Source organism: Bradyrhizobium sp. USDA 4454, assembly GCF_054822705.1.
The window spans coordinates 7,060,985-7,082,643 of record NZ_JBTRCN010000001.1 but is presented as its reverse complement, the minus strand read 5'-3'; the positions used below and the strand labels follow the sequence as shown (position 1 = coordinate 7,082,643).

At 64.6% G+C, this 21,659-nt stretch carries 23 protein-coding genes; 15 read left to right on the top strand and 8 right to left on the bottom strand.

Annotated elements, in window-relative coordinates:
- Positions 1 to 120 precede the first annotated feature (120 nt).
- From ACVIW0_RS32965 to ACVIW0_RS32945, 5 genes are all read left to right on the top strand, one after another.
- A complete protein-coding gene (locus ACVIW0_RS32965; protein WP_461356155.1) occupies positions 121 to 1,185 on the top strand; it encodes an amidohydrolase family protein in 1,065 nt (354 codons plus the stop codon).
- 202 nt (positions 1,186 to 1,387) lie between these two features.
- Entirely contained in the window at positions 1,388 to 2,500 is a 1,113-nt protein-coding gene (locus ACVIW0_RS32960; protein WP_461356154.1) for an amidohydrolase family protein, read from the top strand.
- Positions 2,501 to 2,570: 70 nt separating this feature from the next.
- Positions 2,571 to 2,984 (top strand): Rieske (2Fe-2S) protein, encoded by a 414-nt coding sequence (locus ACVIW0_RS32955; RefSeq protein WP_461356153.1) that lies wholly within the window; start codon positions 2,571 to 2,573, stop codon positions 2,982 to 2,984.
- A gap of 168 nt (positions 2,985 to 3,152) precedes the next feature.
- Positions 3,153 to 3,770: a glutathione S-transferase family protein gene (locus ACVIW0_RS32950; protein WP_461356152.1), complete on the top strand. Its 618-nt coding sequence runs from the start codon at positions 3,153 to 3,155 to the stop codon at positions 3,768 to 3,770.
- A 62-nt stretch (positions 3,771 to 3,832) separates the two neighbouring features.
- A complete protein-coding gene (locus ACVIW0_RS32945; protein WP_461356151.1) occupies positions 3,833 to 5,905 on the top strand; it encodes an FAD-binding oxidoreductase in 2,073 nt (690 codons plus the stop codon).
- A gap of 37 nt (positions 5,906 to 5,942) precedes the next feature.
- On the opposite strand, the gene ACVIW0_RS32940 is transcribed toward ACVIW0_RS32945, so the two are convergent.
- The 5 genes from ACVIW0_RS32940 to ACVIW0_RS32920 form a co-directional block, all read right to left on the bottom strand.
- Complete coding sequence (locus tag ACVIW0_RS32940) at positions 5,943 to 6,299, bottom strand: hypothetical protein (protein ID WP_461356150.1); 357 nt, start codon at positions 6,297 to 6,299, stop codon at positions 5,943 to 5,945.
- A gap of 129 nt (positions 6,300 to 6,428) precedes the next feature.
- Positions 6,429 to 7,277, bottom strand: a complete 849-nt coding sequence (locus ACVIW0_RS32935; RefSeq protein ID WP_461356149.1) for an ABC transporter substrate-binding protein — start codon at positions 7,275 to 7,277, stop codon at positions 6,429 to 6,431.
- A gap of 39 nt (positions 7,278 to 7,316) precedes the next feature.
- Complete coding sequence (locus tag ACVIW0_RS32930) at positions 7,317 to 8,015, bottom strand: ABC transporter permease (RefSeq protein WP_461356148.1); 699 nt, start codon at positions 8,013 to 8,015, stop codon at positions 7,317 to 7,319.
- Between the two features lie 112 nt (positions 8,016 to 8,127).
- Positions 8,128 to 8,508, bottom strand: a complete 381-nt coding sequence (locus ACVIW0_RS32925; protein WP_461356147.1) for a hypothetical protein — start codon at positions 8,506 to 8,508, stop codon at positions 8,128 to 8,130.
- Positions 8,509 to 8,668: 160 nt separating this feature from the next.
- On the bottom strand, positions 8,669 to 9,277 hold the full coding sequence (locus ACVIW0_RS32920; RefSeq protein WP_461356146.1) for a TetR/AcrR family transcriptional regulator: 609 nt from the start codon (positions 9,275 to 9,277) through the stop codon (positions 8,669 to 8,671).
- 112 nt (positions 9,278 to 9,389) lie between these two features.
- Between ACVIW0_RS32920 and ACVIW0_RS32915 the strand changes: the two genes are divergently transcribed.
- The 7 genes from ACVIW0_RS32915 (at position 9,390) to ACVIW0_RS32885 (ending at position 14,817) form a co-directional block, all read left to right on the top strand.
- Positions 9,390 to 10,085 carry a PspA/IM30 family protein gene (locus ACVIW0_RS32915; RefSeq protein ID WP_461356145.1) on the top strand — a complete coding sequence of 232 codons (696 nt, stop codon included), beginning with the start codon at positions 9,390 to 9,392 and terminating at the stop codon, positions 10,083 to 10,085.
- Positions 10,086 to 10,139: 54 nt separating this feature from the next.
- A complete protein-coding gene (locus ACVIW0_RS32910) occupies positions 10,140 to 10,415 on the top strand; it encodes a YiaA/YiaB family inner membrane protein (RefSeq protein WP_461356144.1) in 276 nt (91 codons plus the stop codon).
- 557 nt (positions 10,416 to 10,972) lie between these two features.
- On the top strand, positions 10,973 to 12,028 hold the full coding sequence (locus ACVIW0_RS32905; RefSeq protein WP_461356143.1) for a hypothetical protein: 1,056 nt from the start codon (positions 10,973 to 10,975) through the stop codon (positions 12,026 to 12,028).
- Positions 12,025 to 12,900 carry a HesA/MoeB/ThiF family protein gene (locus ACVIW0_RS32900; protein ID WP_461356142.1) on the top strand — a complete coding sequence of 292 codons (876 nt, stop codon included), beginning with the start codon at positions 12,025 to 12,027 and terminating at the stop codon, positions 12,898 to 12,900. Before ACVIW0_RS32905 ends, ACVIW0_RS32900 begins: the two co-directional genes overlap by 4 nt.
- Positions 12,897 to 14,096 (top strand): hypothetical protein, encoded by a 1,200-nt coding sequence (locus ACVIW0_RS32895; protein ID WP_461356141.1) that lies wholly within the window; start codon positions 12,897 to 12,899, stop codon positions 14,094 to 14,096. The genes ACVIW0_RS32900 and ACVIW0_RS32895 overlap by 4 nt, the downstream gene beginning before the upstream one ends.
- Entirely contained in the window at positions 14,093 to 14,479 is a 387-nt protein-coding gene (locus ACVIW0_RS32890; RefSeq protein ID WP_461356140.1) for a hypothetical protein, read from the top strand. The genes ACVIW0_RS32895 and ACVIW0_RS32890 overlap by 4 nt, the downstream gene beginning before the upstream one ends.
- 131 nt (positions 14,480 to 14,610) lie before the next feature.
- Entirely contained in the window at positions 14,611 to 14,817 is a 207-nt protein-coding gene (locus ACVIW0_RS32885) for a hypothetical protein (RefSeq protein WP_024581255.1), read from the top strand.
- A 168-nt stretch (positions 14,818 to 14,985) separates the two neighbouring features.
- Here ACVIW0_RS32885 and ACVIW0_RS32880 read toward each other — a convergent pair whose 3' ends face one another.
- On the bottom strand, positions 14,986 to 15,837 hold the full coding sequence (locus ACVIW0_RS32880; protein WP_461356139.1) for an SDR family NAD(P)-dependent oxidoreductase: 852 nt from the start codon (positions 15,835 to 15,837) through the stop codon (positions 14,986 to 14,988).
- A 194-nt stretch (positions 15,838 to 16,031) separates the two neighbouring features.
- Between ACVIW0_RS32880 and ACVIW0_RS32875 the strand changes: the two genes are divergently transcribed.
- Entirely contained in the window at positions 16,032 to 17,528 is a 1,497-nt protein-coding gene (locus tag ACVIW0_RS32875; protein ID WP_461356138.1) for an aldehyde dehydrogenase family protein, read from the top strand.
- 147 nt (positions 17,529 to 17,675) lie between these two features.
- Here the strand turns inward: ACVIW0_RS32875 and ACVIW0_RS32870 are convergent, their stop codons facing one another.
- Positions 17,676 to 18,059, bottom strand: coding sequence for a winged helix-turn-helix domain-containing protein (locus ACVIW0_RS32870; protein WP_461356137.1), 384 nt, complete (start codon positions 18,057 to 18,059; stop codon positions 17,676 to 17,678).
- 221 nt (positions 18,060 to 18,280) lie between these two features.
- Here ACVIW0_RS32870 and ACVIW0_RS32865 point away from each other — a divergent pair, with 221 nt between their 5' ends.
- Both ACVIW0_RS32865 and ACVIW0_RS32860 read left to right on the top strand, forming a co-directional pair.
- Positions 18,281 to 19,408 (top strand): alkene reductase, encoded by a 1,128-nt coding sequence (locus tag ACVIW0_RS32865; protein WP_461356136.1) that lies wholly within the window; start codon positions 18,281 to 18,283, stop codon positions 19,406 to 19,408.
- A 114-nt stretch (positions 19,409 to 19,522) separates the two neighbouring features.
- Positions 19,523 to 20,038: a GFA family protein gene (locus ACVIW0_RS32860; protein ID WP_461356135.1), complete on the top strand. Its 516-nt coding sequence runs from the start codon at positions 19,523 to 19,525 to the stop codon at positions 20,036 to 20,038.
- Between the two features lie 25 nt (positions 20,039 to 20,063).
- On the opposite strand, the gene ACVIW0_RS32855 is transcribed toward ACVIW0_RS32860, so the two are convergent.
- On the bottom strand, positions 20,064 to 21,545 hold the full coding sequence (locus ACVIW0_RS32855) for a hypothetical protein (protein WP_461356134.1): 1,482 nt from the start codon (positions 21,543 to 21,545) through the stop codon (positions 20,064 to 20,066).
- Between the last annotated feature and the right edge of the window lie 114 nt (positions 21,546 to 21,659).

The window sequence follows — 21,659 nt, the reverse complement described above, 5'->3', positions numbered from 1 at the left end:
GCACAGGGCAGGGCGGCCCCGCGTGGAGCGGCTTGCGCGATCGTGCCATCGGCGGCACAGTCCGTCTTGTGGCAGCGATGCCGCCAACAATGAAGACAAAAGACAATCCCGAGGAACGCCATGGCGGCCACGCGCATCGACTGCGACATCCATCCCGCGGTGGGGGGAACGCGCACCACGCTGCTGCCTTATCTCAGCGATCACTGGAGGGAACAGGTGGTCAGCCGCGCCATCGACGGGCTCGACCTCAATTCCTATCCGCCGTCGATGCCGCTGTCCGGCCGCGCCGACTGGCGGCCGGCCGACGGCAGCAAGCCGGGCAGCGATCTTGCCATGGTGCAGCGCGGCGCGTTCGACCAACTCGGCGCCAGCCACGCCATCTGCAACGTCGTCTATGGCGCGCAGGCGGTGTTCGATTGCTACATGGCGGCGGACTTCTGCAAGGCGATCAACGACTGGATCGCCGCCGAATGGCTGGCGAAGGACACGCGGCTGCGCGCCTCGATCGTGGTGCCGATCCAGGCGCCGGACCTTGCGGTCGAGGAGATCGAGCGCCGCGCCGGCGACAACCGCTTCGTCTCGGTGCTGGTGCCGTCGCAAAACGAGACGCTGCTCGGGCGGCGACATTACTGGCCGATCTATCAGGCCGCCGAGAAGTACAGACTGCCGATCGCGATCCACGCCGGCAGCGCCTACCGCGGCGCGCCGAGCTCGATTGGCTGGCCGTCCTATCGCTACGAATATTATCTGGCGGAAGCGCAGGCATTCCAGGCGCAGGCCTTGAGCCTGATCTATGAGGGCGTGTTCGGGAAGTATCCCGGATTGACCGTGGTGCTGATGGAGTCCGGCGTCAGTTGGCTGCCGGCGTTCATGTGGCGCGCCAACAAGACCTGGCGCGGCGTGCGCGTCGAGGTGCCGTGGGTGGAGCGCGAGCCGGCCGCGATCATACGCGACCATTTCCGCGTCACCATGCAGCCGTTCGACGCGCCGATGGATGCAACTGCGGTCGCCGACATCATCGACCAGATCGGCTCCGACAAGATGTTCCTGTTCGCGTCCGACTATCCGCACTGGCAGTTCGACGGCGACGATCCAGTCCCGCCGCATCTACCTGACCGCATCGTCAGGCGGATGTGCGAGGATAATCCGCTGGAGACGTTTCCACGCCTAAAGCTCGGCGCCTGACCATGACGAAGCTCGACGCTACATCGGCGGTGTCACACCTCTCCCTAACGGGGAGAGGTCGACGCGCAGCGTCGGGTGAGAGGGCTCAGATCTCGCGAGGGACCGCAAAGCCCTCACCCGGATTGCATCTAGCGATGCAATCCGACCTCTCCCCGATGGGGAGAGGTGACGACTACACAGACCGGATTCAATGGAGGATCGCATGAGTGACGTCATCGACCGCCCGATGCTCGACCAGGAGAAGGCCGCCGCGACACGGCTCAGGATCATCGATTGCGACATCCATCCGAGCATCCATTCGCATAGCGACCTCAACCAATTCCTGCCGAAGCGCTGGCAGCAGCATCTGAAAGAATACGGCAGCCATCTGCGCACGCCCTATATCGGCACCACGCCTTATCCGCGCTCGTCGCCCTTGATCGCGCGGCGCGATGCCTGGCCGCCGACCGGCGGCGTGCCCGGCTCCGATCTCGATTTCATGCGCAAGCAGCACCTCGATCCGTTCGATGTCGAGTTCGGCATTTTGCAGGTGCTCGACCTCTTCATCTTCTCGCAGCAGAATCTGGAATTCGGCGCCGCGATCCAGCGCGCCATCAACGACTGGCAGCTCGCCTTCTGGGCGCACCGCGATCCCAGGCTGAAGGCCTCGATCCTGGTCGGGCAGGACGGCTCCGACCTCGGCCTCGCCGAGATCGAGCGCTGCGCCAAGACAGGCGAGTACATCCAGATCAATGTCTCGCCGCGCGCCAACGAGCCGCTCGGCCGCCGCCGCTACTGGCCGATCTATGAACGCGCGCAAGAGCTCGATCTGCCGCTCGGCATCCATGTCGGCGGCTATGGCGGGCACGCGCCGACCGGCGGCGGCTGGCCGTCCTATTATTGCGAGGAGCACCAGTCGAATGCGCACACGGTGGCCTCGAACCTCACGAGCCTGGTGCTGGAAGGCGTCCCCGAGCGCTTCCCGAAACTGAAGATCGTGTTCATCGAGGGCGGCTTCGGCTGGATCCCGGCGACGATGTGGCGAATGGACCAGCATTTCGAGCGCTTCCGCAGCGAGGTGCCGCACCTCAAGCGCAAGCCGAGCGAATATGTGAAGCAGAATTTCTGGTTCACCACCCAGCCGATCGACGAGCCCGATGAGGCGAGGCACCTGCGCCAGCTGATCGAATGGGTCGGCATCGACCGGCTATTGTTCTCGTCGGACTATCCGCACTGGGACTATGACGACGCGCGCTACGCCTTCAAGACGCCGCTGACGGACGCCGAGCGCCGCAAGATCTTCAATGCCAACGCCCGCGCGGTTTACAAATTTTGACTCTTGTTTTGACGCGTTTTCCTCAAGCGAACCGGAAGGTCACTTCGCTTGAAAACGCTATGAGGACTAGATGACCCGTCACATCGTCGCGCGTACCAGTGAAATCCCCTCAGGCGGCAACAAGGTCTTCGGCCTCGAGGGCCGTGACATCGTCGTGTTCCACGTCAATGGCGAGTTCTTCGCGCTGCTCAATCGCTGTCCGCATGAGGGCGCGCCGCTGGAGAAGGCGGCCTGCGTCGCGCGCCTGACCTCGCCGGAGCCCGGCATCTATCAGCGCGACCGCGTCGGCGAGATGCTGCGCTGTCCGTGGCACGGCTGGGAATTCGACATCCGCAACGGCCAGTCCTGGTTCGATCCGACCCGGTTCAGGATCCGCTCCTATCCGGTCGCGGTGGAGAGCGGCGCCGAGTTGCGGAAGGGGCCGTATGTCGCCGAGACGTTTCCGGTGCACATCGAGGACAATTACGTGATCGTCGAGGTGTAGCGGATGCTCCTCTCAAACTCGTCACGCCCGAGGACAAGCCCGTAAACCGGATTGTTGTGAATATTGCAATAATGAAGTGCCATTTGCGTCAATTATAATATCATCTGCAATGCGCCATCTTGAGGTCCGGCCGGGGATCACCCCGCCCACGACATCAGGAACTGCATCATGAAGCTCTATCACTTTGCTCTCTCCGGCCACGCGCATCGCGCGCGGTTGTTCATGTCTCTGCTGGGCATTCCGCACGAACTTGTCGAGGTGGACCTGAAGTCTGCCGCGCAGAAGACGCCGGAATACCTCGCGCTCAATCCGTTCGGTCAGGTGCCGGTGCTCGACGACGGCGGCACCATCATTCCTGACTCCAACGCGATCCTGGTCTATCTCGCGACCAAGCTCGGCCGCACCGACTGGCTGCCGCAGGACGCGAAGGGCGCCGCCGCCGTGCAGCGCTGGCTGTCGGTCGCCGCCGGCGATCTTGCGTTCGGTCCTGCCGCGGCGCGGCTCATCACTGTGTTCGGCGCAAAGCGCGATCCAGACGAAGTGATCGCCCGCGCCCATGTCCTGCTGAAGCGGCTCGAAGCGCATCTTGCCGATCGCGACTGGTTGGTCGGCACGGCGCCGACGGTCGCCGATGTGGCGCTGTACAGCTATCTGTCGAGCGCGCCCGAAGGCAATGTCGATCTCTCGGCCTATGCACGCGTCAACGCCTTCCTGCGCCGGATCGAGGCACTGCCGGGCTTCGTGCCCTTTGCCAAGACGCCCGTCGGTTTGGCGGCGGCTGCGTGACAGGCTGACCGGGCGTGCCTTGACGGCGCGCCCGTCAAGCTCTGAGACGGGAGGGCGAGGCGATGAGCGACAGGCGAACCAAGAGCAAGCTGCCGGCCTGGCATGCCGGCGAGAAGGCGATCCAGCAGAAGGCCGGCGTCGCCGAGAAGATGGAGGCAGTCGGCCAGCGCGCGGTGCGCGACTTCATGCCCGACCAGCATCGCGAGTTCTTCGCGCAGATTCCCTTCATCGTCGTCGGCAGCGTGGACCGCAGCGGCGACGCATGGGCCTCGCTGCTGGCCGGCCGTCCCGGCTTCATTTCTTCGCCGACCCCGCACAGCCTCGAGATCGATGCGCGGCCCGACCCCTCCGATCCCGTCAGCGCGGGCATGCGCGAGGGCGATGCGATCGCAGTATTGGGAATCGAATTGCACACAAGGCGGCGCAACCGTGCCAACGGGCTGCTGCGCGCATCCGGCAAGGCGCTCAGCTTCGAGCTCGATCAAAGCTTTGGCAATTGTCCGCAATATATCCAGTTGCGCGATTTCAGCTTCGTGCGCGCGCCGGATCAGCCGTTCACGGGAGCGATCGAGCAAAGCGCGACGCTCGATCAGGCCGCGCGCGATATGATCAAGGCGGCGGATACGTTCTTCGTCGCGTCCTATGCCGAGCGCGAGGACCGCCGCCAGGTCGATGTCTCGCATCGCGGCGGCAAAGCGGGCTTCGTCCGCGTTGCCGATGACGGCACGCTGACGATCCCCGATTTTGCCGGCAATCTGTTCTTCAACACGCTCGGCAACATCCTCGTCAACGGCAAGGCCGGGCTGGTGTTCGCCGATTTCGAGACCGGCGACCTGCTGCAATTGACTGGCGACGCCGAGGTGATCCTGGACTCGCCTGACATCGCAGCGTTTCAGGGCGCCGAACGTCTGTGGAGCTTCCGCGCTCGCCGCGTGGTGCGCCGGCGTGACGCCCTGCCGCTACGCTGGGCGTTCCGGGCCGACGGCTGGTCGCCGAATGCGCTGATGACCGGCGACTGGGCGCAGGCCGCCGACCGCATCCGCGCAAGCGAGCTTGCGACGCAGTGGCGTCCGTTCAAGGTGACCAGGATCGTCGACGAGAGCCACGCGATCCGCTCGTTTCATCTGCAACCGGATGATGGAGCAGGGCGGCTTCCCCATCTGGCGGGGCAGCATCTGCCGATCCGCGTCGTGTTGCCCGGCGGTGACAAGCCGGTGATCCGCACCTACACGCTGTCGGTCGCGCCGTCGGATGGCATGTACCGCATCAGCGTCAAGCGCGACGGCCTGGCGTCGCAGCATCTCCATGACACCATTCATGTCGGCGACATCATCGAAGCCCGCGCGCCGGCCGGCGGCTTCACGATCGATGCGCGGGAGAAGCGCCCCGCCGTGCTGCTCGCCGGCGGTGTCGGCATCACGCCGCTGCTCGCGATGCTGCGCCACGTGGTCTATGAGGGGCTGCGCACCCGCGGCATCAGGCCGACCTACCTGTTTCAGGCCGCGCATGCCAGGGCCGAGCGGGCGTTCGGCGACGAGTTGCAGCAACTCGCCGATGCCGCCGGCGGTGCCGTGCGGATCATCCGGGTGCTCAGTGACATCGACGGCGCCGAGCAAGGCACCGACTACGATGTCGCGGGGCGGATCGACATGGCGCTGCTGTCACGTGTGTTGCCATTCAACGACTACGACTTCTATCTGTGCGGGCCGCCGCAATTCACCCAATCGCTCTACGATGCCCTGCGCGGCTACAACATTGCCGACAACAGGATCCATGCCGAGGCGTTCGGCCCTTCGTCACTGGTGAGGAAGCCGGACGTCGCCAGTACGGCATCGCCCCGGCGACCGCCGGCGACCGCGCCGGTGCCGGTCGCCTTCACCGCGTCGATGAAGGAAGCGCGCTGGACGCCGGAGTCGGGAACGCTGCTCGAGCTCGCGGAGGCGCGCGGTCTCAGCCCCGCGTTCAGTTGCCGGGAAGGCAATTGCGGAAGCTGCCGGACCCGATTGCAGGCCGGCGCGGTGACCTATCTGAAGCAGCCGACTGCCGAAGTGGCCGATGGGGAGGTGCTGATCTGCTGCGCCGTGCCGGCGAAGCCGGAGGGCGATGGCGAGAATCGCATCCAGCTCGATCTCTGATCGACCGCATTCAACCGCAGGAGCCCTGCACTGGCGCTCAGCCCATGCTGCCCGGCATGAAGCAGCGCGGCCTCGGGTGGCCGTTCAGGTAATACGGCCAGACCATGGTGTGGCCGGCGCGATTAGGTCCGGTGACGACGGCCTCATCGGGAACGTCGACCCATTCGCCGTCCAGGCGAACACGGTAGTGGCCGTCCTTGGTGTCCCAATCGGCGTCATCGACGCGCGTCGCGTCGGTCCCGTCGCAGCAGGGCCCTTTTCCGCTGTGCAGGCTCTCATACCAGCCGTTCAATTCGGGATGGTCGTGATCATGGGCCCGGGACGGGCCGATTGCCGGCGTCGACAGCAGGGCGGTAAGCACGGTGAGCGTCACACGCAAGCGCGATTTGTTCATCTGGTTCCCAATTCCGGACGCCCACGTCAGGCCAATCCGTAAATGGTCAGCGGGTTCCTCACATCAATAGGATGATGTTCATCATATATTCACATTCGCGAGAGGGTGCGGAACGCAGCCGGACCGCCGTCAAGCATTGGGATCATTCGCATTGGGATAAAAGAGCTGCTGGCCGTTGATCCTGTAGCCGGCGATCGCGCTCTGTCCCTCCGGTGAAATCAGAAAGTCGATGAAGCGTTGGCCGGCTTCCTTCTTCACCGTGGGATGCTTGACCGGATTGACCAGCATCACCCCGTACTGATTGAACAGCCGCTTGTCGCTTTCAACGAGGACTGCCAGGTCGCCGCGATTTTGGAACGCCAACCATGTGCCGCGGTCGGACAGCACATAGGCGCTCGACGCAGAGGCCATGTTCAGCGCCGCACCCATGCCCTGGCCGATTTCCTTGTACCAGGAGCCGCGGTCGTTCACGATGTCGATGCCGGCCTCTTTCCAAAGCTTCAGCTCCGCAATATGGGTGCCGGAATGATCGCCGCGGGAAACGAACGGCGCGGCTCCGGTCTTGATGGTTTGCAGCGCGCTGAGGACATCCTTGCCCTTGACGTCTGCGGGATCGTCCTTCGGACCGATGACCACGAAGTCGTTATACATCACGGGATAACGCTTCACGCCGAATCCCTCCGCAAGGAACTTCTCCTCGGCCGATCTGGCATGAACGAACACCACGTCGGCATCGCCGCGGCGCGCGGTGTCAAGCGCCTGACCGGTGCCTTGTGCCAGCACCTTCACCTCGAGACCAACCCTCTGCTTGACGATCGGGAGCAGGTAACCGAACAGTCCGGAATCCTGGGTTGATGTCGTCGACGCCACGACAATTGTCTGATCTTCCGCCCAGCCCGGCTGCGTGAAGGTCTGCCAACCAAACGCGGCAAGCGCGACGATTGCGAGGATGCGAAGTGAGCCGGACCGGTGCTTCATCGAGCGATCTCCCTTTGAACAACAATATCATTTGGCGCTTCAGCGACCGGCGAAGATGCGTCCGATCAGAAAGCTCAACGCGCTCACGGTCATCGACAGGATGATGAGGATGATGCCGAGCGCAAGCGCAAGGCTTAGCTCTCCCTTGCTGGTCTCCAATGCGATGGCAGTGGTCATGGTGCGCGTATGACCGCGCACATTGCCGCCGACGATGATGATCGCGCCAACCTCTGCGATCGCCCGGCCGAATGCCGCGAGAAACGCGGTTAGGAGCCCGTCGCGTCCGATCGCCATGAGCGTCCAGGTGGCGCGCAAGCGCGACGCGCCATCGACGAGAAGGGCATCGCCGTAACGAGCCCAGACATCCACCATCGTCCGGTGCACCAGTGCAATGACGATCGGAAGGCCGAGAATGGCCTGCGCGATCACCATGGCGGTTGGCGTAAACAAAATCCCAAGCGCGCCCAACGGCCCCGATCGGGACAGCAGGAGGTAAACAGCAAGCCCCACCACGACCGGCGGTAATCCCAGAAGCGCATTGACGACGACGATCAACGCAACTCTGCCCCGGATCCGGTAGATGGCCAGCGCCGTACCGATCGGCGCCCCGATCACGAAGGTAAACAAGCTCGCCGTCAGGCTGACGCCAAGCGACAGGCCGACGATCTGGCGTAGCTCCGGGTCAAAATGGCCGATAAGGCTGGCAGCCAGGTCCAGCGCCTGGGTAAAATCATTCATGGCCCCTACTAAGCCAGACCTCGGCAAATATGCAAAATTATCGAGATCTTGAGACCGCCCCTCCGTCCGATCCGCAAGCAATCGTCGCGCGCTGGGTTGGCCCGGCGCGCGACTACTTGATCGTCGCGCGCACGGTGATGACCGAGGTGCCGGACGCCTTCGGTCCCTGACCCGTCGCCTTGATGGCAAACGTATCATTGCCCTTGTACTTGGCCTTCGCCCGGTACTCGAAGGTCGATGCGTTGATCTTCTTCAATTTGCCATAGGCCGGCTTCTGCGAGATCGCGGAGTCCGTCACCGTGCCGCGGATCCCGATCGGGATCTGGCAGCTCTCGCCCGAGGCGACGTCAATATCGCCGCTCGAGTTCTCGCCCCAATCCGCCAATGTCACCGACATCGAGCATTCCGGCGTGGGCTGCGCCGACAGCGCCGGCGTGACTTCTGATACTGCAAGGAGGAGCGCCACTGCGGCGACCACGATACGCGTTTTCATGCAAGGCCCACTGCTCGAGGTTTCGGCGCAGGAATCCTGCAACGTGGCAGCAGGGGAGGCAAGGGCTTCGCCGCACCCGCATAAGTTTGCTAGTGTCCTGATCGAACCTGAAGTTCGCTCCGAAGGTGCGGCAAATGATGCCAACTTCAGATTCGGGACACTAGTCCTTCTTCGCCGTCAGCCCCTCGACCATCGCGCGCGTCAAGGTCGCGATCTCGCTGCGCAATTGGCCGATCGGCACTGCGATCAGCTTGTGCTCCAGCCCGAGCGCGACCATGCCGTGCACGGCGGAGAACAGGCTGCGCGCGGTGACGCCGAGTTGCGCCGGCGAACGCTGCGGGAACAGTACGGCGAGCGGCTTGTAGATGTGGCGGAACAATTCCATCTGCTCGGTGATCGCCCATTCCGGCACCGGCTTTCCGGGCTGCATGCGATGCTCGAACAGCGCACGCCACAGTTCGAGATTGTCGGCCGCGAAGTCGCAATAGGCGACCGCGATCCGCACCAGCATCTCGCGCGGGGCCGCCGCCGCGCCGATCTCGGCCAGCGACAGCGAAGCATCCAGCCGGGCCAGCGTGCGCGAGCCGACCCGCAGGATCAGCTCGTCGACATCCTCGACCAGATTGTAGACGCCGCCATTGGCCACACCGATTTCCTGGGCCAGTTCGCGGGTCTTCAGCCCGCCGAGGCCCTTTGCCGCAATCGCCCGTTCCGCCGCCTCGATCAGCGCTTCGCGCAATTTTGCACGTCGTTCCAATGCTTTGGACATGTTTTACCCATCATTAACCACATGCGTGAGCGGTGCTCAAATAATTATTGAGCGTCGCTCATTATGTGGTACAAGAGACCCATGAGCAATGCTCATAACAGGGAGCGATGAAATGTTCAAAACTGTTTTCACACTATTCCGCGGCACCGTTGCGGTGGCCGAAGAGGAACTGCAAGACCGCACCGCGCTGGTCATCCTCGACCAGCAGATGCGCGATGCCGCCGCCGCGGTCGAGCGCTCGAAGCGGTCGCTGGCGCTCGCCATCGCCGGCGACCAGCAGGAAGGCCGACGGCTCGAGGCCACCAACGGCAGGATCGCCGATCTCGAGGTGCGCGCGTCGGCGGCGCTCGAGGGCGGCCGGGAGGATCTCGCCCGCGAAGCCGCGCAGGCGATCGCCAATCTCGAGGCCGAACGCGATGCCGCGATGACCGCGCGGACGCTGTTCGCGACCGAGATTACCCGGCTGAAGCGCCACGTCGCCAATGCCGAGGCGCGCATCGCCGAGCTCGATCGCGGCCGCCGGCTGGCTCGCGCCTCGGAGGCGGTGCGCTCGCTGCGCCGGAGCGGCATCGAGGCGGCGCGGCCGTATGAGTCGACGCTGCCGGAAGCCGAGGCGACGCTGAAGCGGCTGCGCGAGCGGCAGATCGAGATGCAGGCGGCCGATGACGCGCTGTTCGAGATCGATACCGCCTCCGGTCCGCTGGCCACCGCCGAGAAGCTTGCCGAGCAGGGTTTTGGCCCGCGCATGAAATCGACCGCCGACGACGTGCTGGCGCGGCTGAAAGCCAAGCGCCCGAACGCAGCCTGACCTCGAGCCTGAAACCACGCCAACTTCAAACCACATCACATCAAGGAGACGATTATGAACCAGACCATTCAACCCCACAGCAGCAGCTGGGTGACCTTCACCTACGCGTCCTTCGCGGCCTCCGCCTTCCTCGTCGGCGTCGGCGTGTTCTTCCTGCCGATCGACCTCTGGATGAAGGGCTATCTGACGATGGGCATCGTGATGCTGGTCCAGACCTGCGTGACGCTGACCAAGACGGTGCGCGACAATTACGAGAGCAGCAAGTTCGTCAACCGCATCGAGGACGCCAAGGCCGAGCGCCTGCTGATGGAAGTCTCCAAGGCGGCGTGAGCCCAGGGGCCAGGACGAAGTGGCGGGTATCTTGAACCCGCCGCTTTGCCTCAGACGCTTGCGCCGATCGGGGCCAGACCTGGTAATCCCGTCATCCTGAGAGGGTGTGAATGTATTCAGTGTCGTCCTGGCGAAAGCCAGGACCCATTACCCCAATCGCTTGGTGTTGTGCGACGCGGGGGCCACTATCGTACTCTCAATCGAACTCGGTGGTTATGGGTCCTGGCATTCGCCAGGACGACGGCGTGAGGAGGCCGCTCGCTACAATTTCTCAAACCGTCATCCTGAGGAGCGCGAAGCGCGTCTCGAAGGATGCACGGCCCGGTTGGTGGCCGTCGACCCTTCGAGGCTCGCTGCGCTCGCACCTCAGGGTGACGGAGAAGGAGCACGCACACTGCCGAGCTTCTCGCAATGACGATGGATAGGTCGCGGGCCTCTTGCCGCCAACTTGTTCCGTTTCCGGAAGGCCTTGTTTACCCTGCGGCGAACGCCGTCAGGTTGCGCTCATGGCTCCTTAACAGGCCGGAGTGCAGAGATCGCGCCCGAGGGACAGAGAAATGGCGTCCACCGACAATCCGACCCCGGCTTCGCGCGGCACCAAGTGCCTAGCGAAGGCGCGCGCGGCCTTTGACGGCTTGCGCGGCCATGCCGGCTTCTGGCTGAAGGCGCTGTCGCAACCGACCATCGATCTCACTTTGCGCACCCAAGCCGGGCAGCGCACCCGCATCGTCGAATCGCCGGGCCTGTCGCTGCCGAAGGACGAACTCGACGCGTTGGTCGCGCAGCTGCGCACCGTCGCCGCCAAGACGCTGCCCGAGGAGAGCCTGACCTATGGAATCTTCTCCGGCGAGCCGGAACGGCTGTCGCGTGCCGTCGTCACCTTGATCTCGGAGGAAGACACCGGCCGGCCGATCGCCTTCAACGCGCTGTCGGTGATCGACGTGCCGCTCGACGGCGAGCCGACTGAAGTGACCCATCTCGGCCTCGTGATGGTCGATCCCGATGTGCGCGGGCAGGGGCTGCCCTGGGTGCTCTACGGCCTGACCGCGCTGGTGCTGTTCGCCCGCGACGGGCTGCGGCCGAAATGGATCTCCAATGTCACCCAGGTGCCGGCGGTGGTCGGCATGGTCAGCGACACCTTCTCCGACGTGTTCCCATCGCCGCTATCAGGTGCGCGGCAGAGCTTCGCGCATCTGCAACTGGCCCGCGGCATCATGGCCAAACATCGCGCGGTGTTCGGTGTCGGCGAGGAGGCCGGCTTCGACGAGGCGCGCTCGGTCATCACCAATGCCTATACCGGCGGCTCGGACGCGCTGAAAAAGACTTTCGAGATCGCGCCGAAACATCGCAACGCGATCTACAACGAGTTCTGCGAGCGCGAGCTGGATTACGGCCGCGGCGACGATGTGCTGCAGCTCGGCCGCATCGATCTGGCCGGCGCGCGCCGTTACGTCATGAGCGAGGTGCCGTCGGGCTCGCTGCCGGCGCTGCTCGCGGCGTCCGCGATGCTGGCGCTGCAGCGGCTGGTGCTGCCGGTGGTCTACTGGCTGGACGACAGCCGCGCCTTTGGCACCTTGCGGCCGCGCCGGCAGGAGAACGGGGCCGTGCGATGAATTTCGACTATTACTCCTTCACCGGCCGCAACATCGGCTTCATCGACGAGCATGAGCAGCAGCTCTTGCGGCAGGCGCGGGTGTTCGTCTGCGGCGTCGGCGGCATGGGCGGTGCGGCCTTCATGGCGCTGGCGCGCGCCGGCATCGGCAAGTTCGTGATCGCCGACATCGATCGCTTCGAGGTCTCCAACCTCAACCGCCAGGTGTTCGCCTTCGCCGACGAGGTTGGCCGCGAGAAGGCGGCGGTCGCCGCCGAAGCTGCCAAGCGGATCAACCCGACCATCGAGGTCGAGGTGCTCGGCGAGAACTGGACCAGCAAGCTCGCGGGGATCGCCGAACGATGCCCTGTGATCGTCAACGGCATGGACGACATCGCCGCCGGCGTGCATCTGTACCGGACCGCGAAAGCCGCCGATGCAACCGTGATCGACGCCTATATGTCGCCATTGCCGTCGGTGATCGTGGTGCGCCCGCACGATCCACGGCCGGAGCAACGCCTCGGCTTTCCGACAACAGGCAAGGACTGGACCGAGATCACCGACGACGATCGCCGCGCCGCGATGCGGGCTGAGATCGAGCACGTGATGCTGCACTCCTCATCGCGCAACTATGTCGACCTCGCGATCGCCCGCGAAGTCGCCGCCGGCCGCCGCAGCCGGATGTCGTTCGCGCCGATGGTGATCTCGACCGGCATGCTGATGGCCTATGAGGCGGTCGCGCTGATCCTCGGCCGCAGCTCCGGCACCGATTGCCGCGGCTGGTTTCTCAACCCGCATCGGCCGGCGATCGAGAAGCCGCGCAATGCGCTGGTCGCCGCCCTGATGCGCCCGCTGGTGCGACGCGCGATCGACGAGTTGACGAGCGGCAAATGACATCAGGGGTGATCGCCGATTCCATCGTCAATCTCTGCGGCGCCATCGGCGTCGCGGTGGCGATGATGACGTTCTATCGCCGCGATCCCAGGAGCCCGCTGACCCGCCGCCTGCTGCTCGCGCTCGGCGTGATCGCGACCCTGTTCCTCGACCGCGGCCTGGCGTGGTGGAGCGGGAGCTTTGTGCTCGACCGCCTCTCGGTGATTCCGGCCGCGCTGATCCCGCTCGGTGCGCTGATCGTCACCGAAGGCATCCTGCGCCGTCACGCGCCGCGCGCGGTCAAGATCGCGGCGCTCGCCGGCGGCGTCCTGCTCGGCCTCGGCGGCGCGTTCGGGCTGCAAGGCCTTGCGATGCCCTATGCGATCGCGCTGGCGCTGTTTCAGCTCGCAGGCTTCGCCACCTGCGCTCTGCTGCTGGCGACGCGCGACCGCGCTTCGCTGATGGCCTCGGAGAACCGCAGCATCGGCCGCATGGCGGTCGGCGCGCTGGTGGTGATCCCGTTCATCCTGACCGATTTCCGCACGCTGTTTCCCGACATCCCGGTGCGGCTCGGCGCGCTGGGGGCGCTGCTCACGGTGACCGTGATGCTGATCGCCGGCGGCGGCGCCGAGACCCGCCGCCACGGGCTTGCGATGATGGCGCTGCGGCTGATCTCGTCCGGCCTGCTCGGGCTCGCCGCCAGCTTCATGGCGCCTGATGTCGATGCCGCGCAGATGGTGCGGTTCGTCGCGGTCGCGATCGCCGGCGTGCTGACCATCGGGCTGATGACCGACGCGCTGCGCGCGCTGTTCGAATCCCAGGAGCCGGGCGTGCTCAATTCGGTCGCGGCCTCGCCGGCGCAGACCCGCGAGCAGTTGATCGCCGAGCTGGCGCGGCACCCGATCTTCGAAAGCGCGCAGCGCTTCCGCGAAAGCGATCTTGCGCTCTACGATCCGCCGCTGCTGCGCGACGTCCTGTCGACGCGGCGCGTGCTGCGCCGTCCCGACGCGCCGTGGGGCCTGTCGCCGACCGACCCGGCCGCCGAGCGCCTCATCTCGCTGATGACGGCCAACAGCGCCACCCATCTCATCGTGCTCGCGCACGATCCGCTCGATCTGATCGTGCTGGCGGTGCCGGTGACCGCAGCCGATCCCGCCACCGAAACCGCGCTGGCGCTGGTCAGGCGGCTGCTGGCGTTGACCCCGGAGGCCAAATGACGCTCGAGATCCGCGAGGGCGATCGCAAAGCGGCCTTCGACGCCGCCGCGGCGATCGTGCTGTTCTGCCGTCCGGTCGGTGAGGATCCACTCACGACGGGGCGGCATTTCTATCGCAGCTGGCTGGAGATCGATCGCGCCGGCTTCGCGGCATGCCCGATTTCGGCGTTGGCGGATCATCCCGGCTTCAACGATCGGCTGCGAAAACTTGGCCGGATCGGCGCCGAGCTGCGCCTCGTCAACGTGTTCCGCGTCGGCCGGCCGGCAAAACCGTTGAAACCCCGGCATTTCCGGTTGCCGGTCGAGCAACTGATCATTCTAGAGCATGATCCGGAAAAGTGGAAACCGGTTTTCCGAAAAGATCATGCTCAAACAAAGAGATGAGATCATGATGCGATTCCGTGGAAACGCATCATGATCTAGGGTGCGCTCACAAAAAGAGCGCGATACCCGCTGTCAAAGCTTCACGCGGTCGTGCTATGACGCCGCCCGCTGACCAATGACCGGTGGGGATGATGTCGAAGCAATCGTTGCGCGAGGAGGCCGAGCGCCTGATCCGCGAGACCATGGAAAAGCGGAACCTGGTCATCAAGCAGGGCACCACCCGGATCGAGGCGGTCTGCGGCAAGTGCGGCGCGCCGAACCGGGTGCAGGCGGAAAAGGGCCAGTCCCGCGTCAAGTTCACCTGCAAGAACTGCGACCACAAGCAGGAAACGCTGTAGGCGGGCCTAGCGCATCCCGTCATCCTGAGGAGCGCGCTCTTGCGCGCGTCTCGAAGGATGCACGGCCCGGCTGGTGGCCGTCGATCCTTCGAGACGCCGCTTCGCGGCTCCTCAGGATGACGGTGATAGTGGCGATGGGTGGAACGAAGCGGTACCTATCATACGATTTCACTTCCCTTTCACGAATGCGGCGAACGCTTCGCCGTAATCCTTGTGCCAGCGCGACAGCGGCGGGCGGTTCTCGACGATGTCGCCGGCGGCCCACAGGATGCGGCGTTCGTCAAGTGCGCGCGGCACGTCGTTGTCGGGGCAGAGGATGTAGAAATCGCCGGCGGCGAGGCGCTCGATCATGAAGTCGACGGTCTGCTCCGCGGTCCAGGCGCCAGCCGGCTTCTCGGTGCGGCCACGCGCGGTCAGCCCGGTGAAGACGAAGCCCGGGATCAACAGGTGCGCCGTGAGCTTGCAGCCGTCGGTGTTGCGCAGCTCGTGCTGCAGCGCCTCGGTGAACGCCTTCACGCCGGCCTTTGAGACGTTATAGGCAGGATCGCCCGGCGGCGTGGTGATGCCCTGTTTGGAGCCGGTGTTGACGATCAGGCCGGGCCGGCCGCGCTTGATCATGTTGGGTACGAAGGCCTGGGTGCCGTTGATCACGCCCCACAGATTGACGCCGAGGATGCGCTGCCAATTGTCTGCGGGCCCGAACATCGCGCTGCCGGGCTGGATGCCGGCATTGTTCATCAGGATGTCGGTGCCGCCGAATTTCTTCGCGACGGCGGCCTCGAGGTTTGCGACCTCGTCGGGGCGGCTGACGTCGACCGCTGCCGTCATGATATCAGCCGTACCGCCGGGCGCCGCAGATGACAGTTTCGTCGCAGCCGCCTTCAGCCGGTCGTCGCCGAGATCGGCGATGCAGACCTTCATGCCGGCCTCGGCAAACCGCAATGCGGCAGCAAGCCCGATGCCGGAGGCATCGCCGGTGATCACGGCAACATGATTGGCTGATATCATGGGGTGGGGCATCACTGGTCTCCGGACACATATGTGGCTGAGGTTCAGAAATCTATCGTACCATGCACGCCGGCGCATGGGAGGTTTTCATGCCTGCCGACCCCGACAACGCTTGCTCGGCTTTACGGTTTCGCGCCTGCGCTGTAGAGTTGTGGATATAACGCTTCCAAAACACCTCAGCCGACAATTTGACAGGGAGTGCAAACATGGCTGTTTCGCAGGCTATTCCGATCACGCGCCATCCGTATGCCGACGGCTCCTACAAGAAGATGCTGATCGACGGCAAATGGATCGACGCCGCCTCCGGCAAGAAATTCGAGACACATAATCCCGCCACCGGCGAATTGCTCGCGACCGTCGCTGAAGGCGATGCCGAGGATATCAATCGCGCCGTTTCCGCGGCGCGCCGCGCCTTCGAAGGGCCATGGAGCAAAGTGAAACCGTTCGAGCGGCAGAACCTGCTGCTCAAGCTCGCCGAGCTGGTTGAAGCCAATTTCGAGGAGCTATCGCAGCTCGACACGCTCGACATGGGCGCGCCGATCAGCCGCACCCGCGGCAACAAACTGCGCGCGCTCGGCATGCTGCGCTACTATGCGGGGCAGGCCACTGCGATCCATGGCGAGACCATCGAGAACTCGCTGCCCGGCGAGATATTCTCCTACACGCTGAAGGAGCCGATCGGCGTGGTCGGCGCCATCATCCCCTGGAACGGGCCGCTGACCGCCTCGATCTGGAAGATCGGCCCCGCGATCGCGACCGGCTGCACCGTGGTGCTGAAGCCGGCAGAGGAATCGCCGCTGACCTCGCTGCGCATCGGCGAGCTCTGCATGGAAGCCGGCATTCCGCCCGGCGTCGTCAACGTCGTGCCGGGCTATGGCGAGACCGCGGGGGCTGCGCTCGCCAATCATCCCGATGTCGACAAGGTCGCCTTCACCGGTTCGCACATCACGGGACAATCGATCATCCGCGCCTCGGCCGGCAACCTCAAGCGCGTGTCGCTCGAGCTCGGCGGCAAGTCGCCGGACATCGTGTTCGCCGACGCTGATCTCGATGCGGCGGTGCCGGGGGCCGCGATGGCGGTGTTCGCCAACTCCGGTCAGATCTGCAGCGCCGGCACAAGGCTGTTCGTCGAGCAGAAGGTCTATGACGAATTCGTCGGCCGCGTCGCCGAGTTCGGCAAGAAGCTGCAGGTCGGCAACGGCCTCGATCCGAACACCCAGATCGGGCCGCTGGTGTCGAAGGATCAGCTCGACCGCGTCTCCGGCTATCTCGACATCGGCCAGAAGGAAGGCGCCAAGGCGCTGGCCGGCGGCGGCCGCCTCACCGAGGGCGCGCTGTCGAAGGGCTATTTCGTGCAGCCGACCGTGTTCGCCAATGTGCAGGACAACATGCGCATCGCGCAGGAGGAGATCTTCGGCCCGGTGATCTCGGCGATCTCGTTCAAGGATCCGGACGAATTGATCAAGCGCGCCAATGCCACCACCTTCGGCCTCGGCTCCGGCGTCTGGACCACCAATGTCAGCAAGGCGCACCAGGTCGCCAAGGCGCTGCGCGCCGGCTCGGTCTGGGTCAATTGCTACCAGGCGATGGACCCGGCGGTGCCGTTCGGCGGCTACAAGATGAGCGGCTACGGCCGCGAGTCCGGCAAGCAGCACGTCGAGGAGTATCTCAACGTCAAGGCGGTCTGGATCAAGACGGGCTAGCGTCCGGCTCGCTGCTTCACCTCTCCCCGCTTGCGGGGAGAGGTCTCGCGCGCTTGCCAAACCTTATCGAGCGCCAGCCGCCGCCGGCTCCTTTGCATGGGGTTGTTTTTCGATATTTTGCAATAGGCCGTTGCGACGGCCTTGCGCCTACCGCCCGGCGGCCTTCCTCGGCTTGCCGATGTCGCTGCGCAGCGCCTCGAGATCCTTGCGGACGGCACTCGCCGCATCGCGCTCGATCTTGCGGTAGCGTGCCACCAGGGAGAGGCCGAACGGGGTCAGCACCGCGCCGCCGCCATTCTTGCCGCCGGTCTGCCGTTCCACCGCCGCCTGGCGGCAGATGCGGTTGATCTCGTCGACCAGGTCCCAGGCGCGCTTGTAGCTCATGTCCATGGCGCGGCCGGCGGCCGAGATCGAGCCGCATTCCTTGATCCGCTCGAGCAGCAGGATCTTGCCCGGTCCGATCCGGTCTTCGGCATCGAGATCGATGCGGACGCTCAATGAGGGGAGCGATGTGGCGCTCGTTTTCGACATGGCAAGCCTGCTTGTCTGTTCGCTAGATTGCCACTACCTGCTTTTGCGAACAAGATGAACCCGGGAGATAACGGGCATGATCCGGGAAAAGTGGCTACCGGTTTTCCGACAAGATCATGCCCAAGAGATAAGGGGCATGATCCGGAAAAGTGGCTACCGGTTTTCCGGGCGGATCATGCCCACACCATAACGGAAACCACTCAAGGATAATCGGGGTAGGCATGAATTCTCCGTCGCTGTTTTCGCCGCTCAAGGTCGGTCCCTATGAGCTGAAGCATCGCGTCGTGATGGCGCCGCTGACGCGGATGCGGGCGGCGCGGCCGAGTCTGGCGCCGCGGCCGATGAATGCGGAATATTATGCGCAGCGCGCCACGCCGGGCGGCCTGTTGATCGCGGAAGCCTCGCCGGTGGTCGCCACCGGCTTCGGCAATCCCGGCGTCCCCGGCATCTACAGCGAAGCGCAGATCGCGGGATGGCGCGAGGTGGTGGATGCCGTGCACGCCAAGGGCGGGTTGATTTTTCTGCAGCTCTGGCACGTCGGCCGGGTCTCGCATTCCTCGTTCCAGCCCGGCGGTGCGTTGCCGGTGGCGCCGTCGGCGGTCGCGGTCCCCTCCGAATTCAAGTGCATGACGGCGGACGGCAGGGTGGTCGATTACGAGACGCCGCGCGCGCTCGAAACCAGCGAGGTCGCGCTGATGGTCGAGGCCTACCGGCAGGGCGCAAAGAACGCGCTCGCCGCGGGCTTCGACGGCGTCGAGATCCACGGCGCCAATGGCTATCTGATCGAGCAGTTCCTGCAATCGCGCAGCAATCAGCGCACCGACCAGTATGGTGGCTCGATCGAGAACCGCGTCCGCTTCCTGCTGGAGGTCACGCAGGCGGTGATGGACGTGTGGGGCGCCAACCGCGTCGGCGTGCGGCTCTCCCCCTACGGCATCGCCAATGGCAGCGGCGAGGCCGACCCGATGCCGCTCTACAGCCACGCCATCAAGGCGCTGGACAAGTTCGGGCTCGCCTATCTGCACTTCATCGAGCCGCGCGCCTCGGGCACCGGTCGCGCCGAGGTCGACTGGCAGAACGTGCCGTCGGCGATGGTGCTGTACCGCCCGATGTGGAGCGGCGTGCTGATCACGGCCGGCAATTTCGTCGGTGACAGCGCAGCGAGCGCGATCGCCGACGGGCACGCCGATGCGATCGCGTTCGGCCGCTACTTCATCTCTAACCCCGACCTGCCGCGCCGGCTGCAGCGCGGCTATCCCTTGACCAAGTACAACCGCGCCACCTTCTATGCCGGCGAGGAGAAGGGCTACACGGATTATCCCGAGCACGACGAACTGGCGCAGGCTTAGGTGCGCGGTTGTTCTCGTAGCCCGGATGAGCGCAGCGATATCCGGGACCGAACGCGAGACCTTCCCGGATATCGCTGCGCTCATCCGGGCTACGATGCCTTGATGGAGACCCCGATGTTTCCGGACGACGAGTTCGAGTCGACCAAAAAGCCAAAACCCGTGGCGCTGGCGAAGCCCGCGGCGGGCCGATGCCTGTGCGGCAAGGTGCGGTTCGAGATCGACGTGCCGGCGCGCTGGGCCTGGCACGATCACACGCAGGCCAGCCGCCGCGCCCACGGCGCGGCCTACGCGACCTATGTCGGCAGTTGGAAGAAGCGCTTTCGCATCACGCACGGCGAGAGCGAGCTGTCGCGGTACGAGGATCCGGCCAGCATGACCGCGCGCAGCTTCTGCGCCAATTGCGGCACGCCAATCATCTACGAACGCGCGCGGTCGCCGCACATGATCAACATCCCGCGCGCGCTGTTCTCGGGCCGCACCGGCCGGCAGCCGCTCTACCACATCGCGATCGAGGAATTGCAGGAATGGGCCTACACCGGCGAGCCGCTGGTGCCGCTGAAGGGCTATCCCGGCGTGGTCTGGCAGCGCTCGAAAAAGAAGAAGCGCAGCGAGCGCGAGGGGATGTTCTAGCGCGTTTGCGGGCGAAGCGGCCGCGTCAGCGCTTCACGTAGATCGCCTCATCCGCCCCCGCATAGGCCAGGGCCCAGCCTCGCTTGTCCACGAGGTACCGCCGCAGCGATTCGTGCACCTTCACCCAGAGCACCGTGTCGATCTTGTATTTTTCGAGAACGTTGTCCCACACGCTCTCGTCGATGTCCCATTTGACCAGGCTGATATAATCGTGCAGCAACTCATCGGGATAAGCGGTGGCCGCCCGGCCGTCGACGAACACGGGCACCGCGCCGCGTGTGTAGTAGATCAGGAGGCCACCGACGTTCCAGTGGTTCAGCAGCCGCGCATGCGGAAAATGTGTTTGCAGATGGCGCGCATCCTGCTCTGTCAACAGCTGCGGAAATGCCAGCGCCGGCCTGACCTGCATCAGGGTCAGCGGCAGCGCGCAGATTGCAATGATGCCGGCAAAGCGCAACGAGCTTCGGACCTTGAGATCATCCAGTTGCTTCGGCAGCAGCCGGTCGATGTGCAGCGCGAGCGGCACCGTCGCGAAGATGAAGAAGAACGAGATGAAGCGGTATTGATGAAGTCCCAGCAGCAGGAACGCCCAGGCCAGCAACCGCGACTCCAGGCTGGCTCGCGAAGAGGTCCGATTGCGGAGCTCGAGCACCACAAACGCGACCATATAGACGATGCCTGGAATGCTGCCGGGTATCCCGAAGTTTGCGAAATAGGATCGCCACTCGGTGATGTGCTCCTGCACGAAGTGGCCAAGCGTGGTCGCGACGCCGTCATAGACGTGCCAGCCGAGCGGATTGACGAGGATTGCGAGGAGGCATCCGGCCACCGCGAAACTGTAGATCTTGACGCCGGCCCGGTCCCGCTTGAGCACCGACGTGGCGCCGAAGACGCCGATGATGAAGAGCCCGAGCATGAAGCCGCCATGCAGATTGGCCCACAGGACCATCATCACCGGCAGCAGGAACCATCGCGTTCGCTTCAGGCACTCCGCGTAGAAAATCACTGAGAACACCATCGTGGCGGTGTTCGGCGAAACGGTGAGATAGGAATTCGGGGCGGTCGCGTAGGTCGGGTAGAGCAGGCACGCGGCGAAAACCGAAATGCAGACCGCAAGCGCCGAGGCGCCGCTGCGCAGCGTGATCGATGTCAGATAGCCGGTGATGACAGCACCGCAGGCAAGCACCGACAATGTGAGACCGGTACATCCGGCGTATTGGAACAGCACGCTGGCAATGACGTCCCAAAGCCAGGAGAGATTGTACCATTGCCTGTCGCCGAGGGTGAACGACCACGGATCCTGGAAGGGGATGTTGCCGCGCTCCCTGATCAGGTCGCCGGCGGCCAGGTGCCATCCCAGATCAAGGTGACCGAGCAGGACCGACCCGTTTGACAGGTAGTATTGAGACGCGAAGGCGATCGGGAAGAGATAGATTCCAAGCTTCTCGCGCTTGATCGCCGCTTGTCTATCGAGCCCGGTGGTGTTCCAGGCCGTCAGCGCGTCCATGACTGCATTCCACGACCGAAGCGAGCCGCCTGCGGGGCCCTGCATGTTTTTTGCGTTTGCTGTTTCCGTCCAGCGAACATTCGTCGCTTTAGGGGATACCCGCTAAAGTTGCGT